We start from the raw sequence: 7,724 nt of genomic DNA on the forward strand, positions 1-7,724 counted from the left end.
TTTCGGCTCAGCTGAACGCTGTTTTACGCTCCAGCCGAACAAACAGGAAGTCGATGGGCGAACACCAATGAAAGCGCACCAAACGCGCGTACACGGTCACGTAGCCCAATGCAAATCCCAAACAGGCCAGCGCAGCGAACAAGGGACTGCCGACAACCCAAAGCGCCATCAGCACGGCCGGAACAGTGGCCATGGCCAAAACCAAACCCGTGACTGAATTGCGCAGTCGATTGACCATCTTGGGCTCGTCTGGGAACATTCGCCGCACCCTGGGCCGTACGACGCGTCGCATCACCAAGGTATGCAAATGCAGGCGGTCAGGGTGCCCAGGCGAGACTCTGGTCATGCGACGGCGATAAATGCTGAACAACACTTCCGTCACAGGATGGATGCAAATGAGCAGAGGCACGAAGGCGGAAACGCCGCTATTCCTTTCGATCAGCATGACACTGGCCCATGCCAGAGCGAAACCGCCGAAATAGCTGCCACCATCCCCCAAGAACAAGTGCCCCCATGGCCAGTTGACGAGCCAAAAACCCAGTGTCGCCGTGGCAATTGCCAGGCATGCAAACGCCAGATTGACGTCCCCCACCATGGCTGAAACGAGGGCCAGGCCAATCAAGGCAATGATCACAAAGCCACTCGCCAATCCGTTGAAGCCGTCAACGATGTTGACCGCATTGGCCACGCCACCCACCGCAAAAGCAGTGAAAGCAACAGAGATCAGCGTGTAACTCAGCAAGCTGTCGAACAGGGGAATGTCCACACCTGTCAACGACACGCCAGTCAGCCACCACCCCAACACGCCCGATGCCATCGTGGCCAGGAGGCGGGCCATGACCCCCACTTTTTTGGTGATGTCTTCGGCCAGGCCAAAGACAAATGCAGGCAGCCCGGCCAGCAAAAGTTGGCTCAAGATCTGTGCCCGTTCTGGTTGTTCCACCCAGTAGGCTGCGATCACACCCACAAATACAGATACCCCACCGATTCTGGGCGTGGGTATGGTGTGGTTCTTTTGGATACCCACCAGACCATCCATTGAAAAATGACCATGCCAGTGTTTGGTAAATACCAATAAAACAGCCACCAGAAATGCCACGATACCTGCGACGTACACGGACGGCGGCAGGCTGGGCAGGCTGGGCAGGCTGGGCAGGCTCATAATATCCAAAATTATAATCAACACCCCCGCTGGATTTCAGAGATGGCCATTTTTAATACGAGCTTCAAGCAGGCAACAGTGGCTGTATCTATTTGCCCTCAGATAATCTGAAATGCACGATGGCTCAACTTACCCCCCAATTACCTCCCATTCCCACACTCAAAAGGTCCTGCCGATCGCACGGCGCCAAGAAGCCCGTATCTGCGTCATGCGCTGCGCCGAATCCTCGTCCTTTGCTGCGTTAGCAAGGGACTGGCGCGCAAACACAAACAGCAACAGCGCAAAGCCCGAGGCCAGCGTCGCGATGATCGCGATCAGCGCTTTCTTGGGCTTCGCTTTGCGCTCGGGCGGCTGAGCGACGTCCACCACCTGGATGGTGGCGCCTTCGCGGGCTTCGTCGAGCTTGGCCATTTCGAACTGTTTGGCAAACAGCTCGTACAGCGTTTCCTGGTATTTGAAGTCGCGGTAGCGGTTGATGTAATCGCCCTGCACGGCTTTAGGTTCGGCCCCGTCTTTGGACTGTTTGGCCAGCTGGGCGCGCAGGTTTAAGAGCTCGGTCATGGCTTGCTTGAACTCGGGCGCGCTTTCGGCCAGGTAGCCGCGCATGGCGCCGAGCTTGACTTCTTGCGCAGTCACTTGCGCTTGCAGCGTGGCAACGGCGGCCACGGCGCTGGTGGGGTCGCTTTTGAGCACGCTGGCATTCACGCCCGTCTCGCCCAGGGCGATTTCGGCGGCAGCCAGTTTGTCTTTGGTGCCTTTGAGTTGTTGCTCAAAGAACTGGCGGCGCTGCTGCGCCTCGGTCACGGCCAGGCGGCCCATGAGGCGGGTGAGCTCTTCCACATGCGCATTGGCCAGGTCGGCGGCAAACTGGGGGTCGTGGTCGTCCACGTCCACGGTAATGATGCCGTCTTTGCCACTGGCAATTTTGACGTTGCCTTCCAGGGTTTTGCGGGCGTCTTGCTTGTAGTCGGCCTTGTAGCGGTCCATGAGTTTGAAGCGGTCAATGAGCGCGTCTTCGATGGAGTTGCTTTTTAAAAAGGACACGTATTGGTCGGCCGGGTTTTTAAGGCCGGCGGCAGCACCGGCCATACCGCCCAGGGCACCCAGGCTGTTTAAAAGGCTGGCGGCCATGCCCTGGCTTTGCTGCGGGGGCAAAAAGCTCACTTGCGCGGTAAAGGTGGGCGTGACCAAAAAGCTGATGCCCAGCGCCGCCACGCCCACGGCCAGCGGCCCGACCACCAGCAGGCGCAGGTTGTCGACCACGGTTTGGACGAGGTCCAAGAGGTTAATTTCGTCGTCTTCGACCAAAGACTGAGCTTGGGTGTCTTGGATCTCACTCATGTCAGTACCCCAGCGCCTTGAAGCCGGCGGCACCCAAGCCGAATTGGTAGAGCAGCGCGGTCCAGTCTTTGGCGCCTTGCATGAAGCGGGTGTAGCTGGTGCGTTTGTCGAGCACTTCGGGCACGAACACGCCGTCGCCGGGTTTGAGCTCTGTGGTCATAAAGCTGCGGTTGCCAAAGCCGACAAAACTGCGCTGCGCTTCGTTGGCCACCACGGTGCCATCGGCGCGAATGAGCAGGGCACCCTCCAGATCAGCGTCTCGGGTGGGTCCGGCGCGGTTGATGTAGTCGCCCACGGTGTCGCCCTTGCGGTAAATGAAGCTTGTTTTGGCCAGCACCGAGCCAAACACGGCCACAAAGCTGGGGCGCAGGGGCACGGTGATGGTGTCGCCGTCTTCGAGCATGAGGGCGGGGAACTCGTGCTTGTCGGGGTGCATTTCCAGTGCGATGCGGCCCGAGGCTCTAAGCGCGCGCATGCGGGCAAGGGTTTGGCGCTGGGCTGCCACTTGGGCTTGAATGGCGGCTGCATCTGTGGTGCTTTGGTTTTGCAACAAGCTGGTGGCTACGGCTTCGGACTGCGCCTGCATCTGCTCAATAGCTTCGTTCAGGTTGGCTTGTTGTTGCCGACGTGTAGATTCACGGCTAAAGGTGGTGCCATAAGCGTAGGCGTTGACGGTAAGGCCGCCCGCACGTTGAATCAGCGCATTAAGCGTTTCGCCAGGCTGGATTTGGTAGATGCCGGGCACATTGACTTCGCCGCCAATGTTGACAAAGTGCGAGCGCTTGGCCATGGGCACGGGCACGTCTTTGACGCCAAAAATGGTGACCACGTCGCCGGGCTGCAGCTCGATGTTGTTGGCGGGGTCTTTGTCGCGAATGGCTTTGGAGAGGTTGAACGGGATCAGCTCGGTTTTGACCTCTTTGGCGTTCAGGCGTTCGACGGCAGCGTAGTCCCAGTTGATTTCTTCCAGCAGGTTTTTGACTTCGCTCACCACGCGATCGTCCGCCGCTGTTTTGCCGGACTCGAACTGCACGATGATGTTCTTGCGCTGGTAGTAGTCCGACTGGATGAGCGCGGCGGGCTCCGGAATCAGATCCGCCACGCGCATGCCTTTGGCAAAGGCGTAGCGCAGCGGCGCGGCCACGTTGCCGCGCAGGGTGACGGCGTTGGCAAAGGCGGGGCTGATGGGGAACAGGGTGAGCACGTCGCCGTCGCGCAGGGTGCTTTGCAGGCCGGCGGCATCGAGCGTGCGGGACTCGACGGTCCGAGGGGCTGCTTTGGCGCTGCTGTCCACGCGCTCGATTTGCACCTTGTGCGGGTTGGTGAGCACGCGCAGGCCGCCGCTGTAGCCCAGCAGGGCTTGCAGGTTTTCTGTATCGCTTTTGAGTTCGTAGATGGCGGGCTTGTCCAGCGCGCCCAGCAGGGCCACGCGGGTGCCAGCGGGGGGGATGACGATCACGTCACCGGGCTGCAGGGCGGCGTCTTGCGCGGTGCTGCCGTTTTGCATGAAGTCGTACACGTCCAGGCTGGTGATCTTTTGGCCACGGCGCATGAGTTCGATGCGGCGCATGGAGCCGGTGGCCGACGGGCCGCCGCTTTCGAACACGGCGCTGAGCAGTGTGGAGAGGCCCGAAACGGTGTACAGCCCCGGCCGCTTGGCCTGGCCCACCACGTACACCTGAATGGAGCGCAGGCCGCCCAGGGTGGCCGTGAGCTCGAAGTTGCGGTACACGCGCGAGACGTTTTTGGCCAGCACTTTGTCCAGCTCGTCAGCGCGGGTGCCGGCCACCGTGACGGGGCCGATTTTGGGGATCATGATCTGACCGTTGCGGTCTACCGTGAGGCGCAGGGCCATGTCCACCGAGCCCCAGACTTTAAGGTCAATATCGTCACCAGGGCCCACCACGTAGGCCGAGGGCACTGGCACGTTGGCCAGCGAGCTGAAGGCACGCCCGCCAAACAGGCGTTCACCATGAATGGGCAAGATACGCCCCGTGCTTTGCTGCACAAAGAGCTGGAACTGGTTGGGTACTTGTGCCGCCTGGTCAGCAGGAGCGCCACCGATAGCTGCAGCGTTAGGGCCATTGTTAGGCCCCTCGCCTTTGCCCAGTTGCTGTGCGCCTGCGTTGAGAGCGGCTTTTTCAGCACCTTGCTGGGCTTGTGTTCGGGCGGCCTCCATCAAGGCTGCTTGCGCTGCCGCGTTGGTGGCGCCCATGTTCAGTGTGCTTGCCGATGCGCCAGCGTTTGCAGCCATACCAGGCGCCGTAAGAATGGCTGCGTCTTGGGCCTGTGTAGCCGAAAAACCAAATGCCATTGCAACCGTGAGTACAAAGGTGCGGAGGGCGCGCTGTTTGCTATGTTTTCTTGGAAAGTGCATATGATGATTGGCAAGGAGCCGCCAAGCCACCTTTGTAACTACCGCGGGTGATCACTTCAGCAACCATAGAAATTCTTATCAATTCTACCACTGGGGCCCTTTTGAACCGTAAAGAGAGTGACCATTGGTGCGGCACGAGTGGGTTCGAAACCTGGATTTTCTCACGCACACCCAATGTTGACGGAAAATTTCAAGGATCGGTCAACGTGTAAGCCGTTGATTTTATTGACCACCACAGACGCAACTTGCGGACTTCACCTCGGCTACGAACCACCGGGGTGTGGAGAGAAGTGGTCCAAACAGAGAGAACCGGGGACAATACGTGGCCAAAGGCCGTGACCGCGAAGTCCGCAGGAATACTCACGAACCCGCAACAACCACTGGCAACCCCTGCCAACGGTTGTAAAAAAACCCCAACTCAGGAGAGTTGGGGTTAGTGTATTGGTGGCGGAACACGGAACCGAACCCGCGTCCGTTTGCCGAGCCAGATAGTAACGCCTTGGCCTTGAGGGCGTGGATTTGACGATTTGTCCACTTCGATTGCTTGCTCAGCTACAAGCAGTGGCGCATAATGTCATCATTTTGATGATGTAAACCGCCTAGCAATGGACAAACATAAAACCAATCTCAGTCTTTCGGTCGTCCGTCTTGGATGAGGAGCCTTCGGTGACTCAACCCCAGCGCGTCGAGAGCTTGAGCCACGCCCAGCGCGAGCGGCTGGCCTACATCGACTTCCGGCTCTACTTCTTCGGTGAGATCGGTCGACCAGACCTGATCGACCGTTTCGGTGTGGCTCCGGCAGGGGCGACACGCGACTTGGCGCTGTACCGGGAAATCGCGCCGCAGAACATCACCTTCGACGGTAGCAACAAGATCTACCGCATCGGGCAGGCGTTCTCCCCGCTGTTCGATCACGCATCGCAGCGCGTGCTGTCGGCGCTGGCGCTGGGCTTCGGCTATGGCGTGAATGGCGCAACGCAACCGCTGCTGCCGTGCGAGTCGCCCACCGCCCTGAGCAACCCCAGGATGGACGTGCTGGCCCCGGTCTGCCGAGCAATCCACGCCAAGCGGCCAGTGGGCATCCGCTACCACTCGATGAGCAGCGGAGAGTCCGAGCGGGTCATCGTGCCCTTTGCGCTGGTGGATACTGGCCTGCGCTGGCATGTCCGTGCCTTTGATCGCAAGAGCGGAGAGTTTCGGGACTTTGTCGTCACCCGTATCGAAACGCCAACGCTGCTCGACGAGGAGCCACAGGCCAACGAACGGCCGGACAACGACATCCAGTGGACGCGCATCGTCGAGCTGGACTTCGTGCCGCACCCGCGCCTTGAGCGCCCCGAGATCATCAAGATGGACTACGGGATGACCGACGGCTCAATCCGGATGCGCGTCCGTGCCGCCGTCGCGGGCTACATGCTGCTGCGCTGGAGCGTGGACTGCTCGCCCGACCACCGTCTCAAGGAAGAACAGTACCGCATATGGCTCAGCGATCCGCTGGCGCTGTACGGCGTCGAGAACGCAAAGCTCGCGCCGGGGTATCAAGCTCCGGCAGCAAAGACATCACGCAAAGGATAAGAACACGATGGCACAGAACGACACCGCCAAGAACGGCAACGGAGGCAACCTCGGCTTCGAGGCTGATCTTTTCAAGGCCGCCGACAAGCTGCGCGGCAACATGGAGCCAAGCGACTACAAGCACGTCGCGCTCGGGCTCATCTTCTTGAAGTACATCTCCGATGCCTTCGAGGCCAAACACAAGGCACTGCTAGCGGAAGACGCCCAGGCCGCCGAGGACAAAGACGAGTACCTTGCCGACAACGTGTTCTGGGTACCGAAGGAGGCGCGCTGGTCGCACCTGCAGGCCAACGCAAAGCTGCCGACCATCGGCACCTTGATCGATGACGCGATGCGCGCCATCGAGAAGGACAACGAGTCGCTCAAGGGAGTGCTGCCCAAGGACTACGCGCGCCCCGCGCTCAACAAGGTGATGCTGGGCGAGTTGATCGATCTGATCTCCGGCATTGCGCTCAACGAGGAAGGCGACCGCTCGAAGGACATTCTCGGGCGTGTATACGAATATTTCCTCGGCCAGTTCGCCGGTGCTGAAGGCAAGCGTGGCGGCGAGTTCTACACCCCGCGTTCTGTGGTGCGTGTGCTGGTCGAAATGCTGGAGCCCTACTCAGGCCGCGTCTACGACCCGTGCTGCGGCTCGGGCGGGATGTTCGTGCAGTCGGAAAAGTTCGTGCAGGAGCACGGCGGTCGCATTGGCGACATTGCGATTTACGGGCAGGAATCGAACTACACCACGTGGCGGCTGGCCAAGATGAACTTGGCCGTGCGCGGCATCGACTCCGACATCCGCTGGAACAACGAGGGCAGCTTCCACAAGGACGAACTGCGCGACCTCAAGGCCGACTTCATCCTCGCCAACCCTCCGTTCAACATTTCGGACTGGGGCGGCGACCGCCTGCGTGAAGACGTACGCTGGAAGTTCGGCGCGCCGCCAGTGGGTAACGCCAACTACGCGTGGCTCCAGCACATCTACCATCACCTCGCGCCCAACGGCACGGCGGGCGTGGTGCTGGCCAACGGCTCGATGAGTTCCAACCAATCCGGCGAAGGCGAGATTCGCAAGGCGATGCTTGAAGCCGATGCGGTGGATTGCATGGTGGCGCTACCTGGGCAGCTCTTTTATTCCACGCAAATCCCCGCTTGCCTGTGGTTCTTGGCCCGCAACAAGAACCCCGCGCATGGGAAGGCAGGGGGTCTGCGCGACCGGCGCGGGCAAGTGCTGTTCATCGACGCTCGCAAGATGGGCGTGCTGGTGGATCGCACCCGACGCGA

5 protein-coding genes are annotated in these 7,724 nt (G+C 60.2%); 2 read left to right on the plus strand and 3 right to left on the minus strand.

The features are described 5' to 3' along the window. Window positions 1–7 precede the first annotated feature (7 nt). The 3 genes from ACMV18_RS11540 to ACMV18_RS11550 form a co-directional block, all read right to left on the minus strand. Window positions 8–1,162 (minus strand): MraY family glycosyltransferase, encoded by a 1,155-nt coding sequence (locus tag ACMV18_RS11540; RefSeq protein ID WP_420817963.1) that lies wholly within the window; start codon window positions 1,160–1,162, stop codon window positions 8–10. Window positions 1,163–1,321: 159 nt separating this feature from the next. Continuing rightward, window positions 1,322–2,503 (minus strand): Wzz/FepE/Etk N-terminal domain-containing protein, encoded by a 1,182-nt coding sequence (locus tag ACMV18_RS11545; RefSeq protein WP_420817964.1) that lies wholly within the window; start codon window positions 2,501–2,503, stop codon window positions 1,322–1,324. Window position 2,504: 1 nt separating this feature from the next. After that, window positions 2,505–4,757 (minus strand): SLBB domain-containing protein, encoded by a 2,253-nt coding sequence (locus ACMV18_RS11550; protein WP_420817965.1) that lies wholly within the window; start codon window positions 4,755–4,757, stop codon window positions 2,505–2,507. A 789-nt stretch (window positions 4,758–5,546) separates the two neighbouring features. Here ACMV18_RS11550 and ACMV18_RS11555 point away from each other — a divergent pair. Together ACMV18_RS11555 and ACMV18_RS11560 are read left to right on the plus strand one after the other, a co-directional pair. After that, window positions 5,547–6,455 carry a transcriptional regulator gene (locus ACMV18_RS11555; RefSeq protein ID WP_420817966.1) on the plus strand — a complete coding sequence of 303 codons (909 nt, stop codon included), beginning with the start codon at window positions 5,547–5,549 and terminating at the stop codon, window positions 6,453–6,455. Window positions 6,456–6,462: 7 nt separating this feature from the next. After that, window positions 6,463–7,724: type I restriction-modification system subunit M (locus ACMV18_RS11560; protein ID WP_420817968.1), on the plus strand; the 1,262-nt coding region annotated here is incomplete at its 3' end.

Origin of the sequence: Aquabacterium sp., from assembly GCF_048860245.1 — a bacterium.
Taxonomy (GTDB): domain Bacteria; phylum Pseudomonadota; class Gammaproteobacteria; order Burkholderiales; family Burkholderiaceae_C; genus Aquabacterium.

Bases quoted from the DNA above. Each gene is read 5' to 3' on its own strand.
- ACMV18_RS11545 (WP_420817964.1), bottom strand. From the start codon at position 2,503: ATGAGTGAGATCCAAGACACCCAAGCTCAGTCTTTGGTCGAAGACGAC.
- ACMV18_RS11550 (WP_420817965.1), bottom strand. From the start codon at position 4,757: ATGGCTGCAAACGCTGGCGCATCGGCAAGCACACTGAACATGGGCGCC.
- ACMV18_RS11540 (WP_420817963.1), bottom strand. From the start codon at position 1,162: ATGAGCCTGCCCAGCCTGCCCAGCCTGCCCAGCCTGCCGCCGTCCGTG.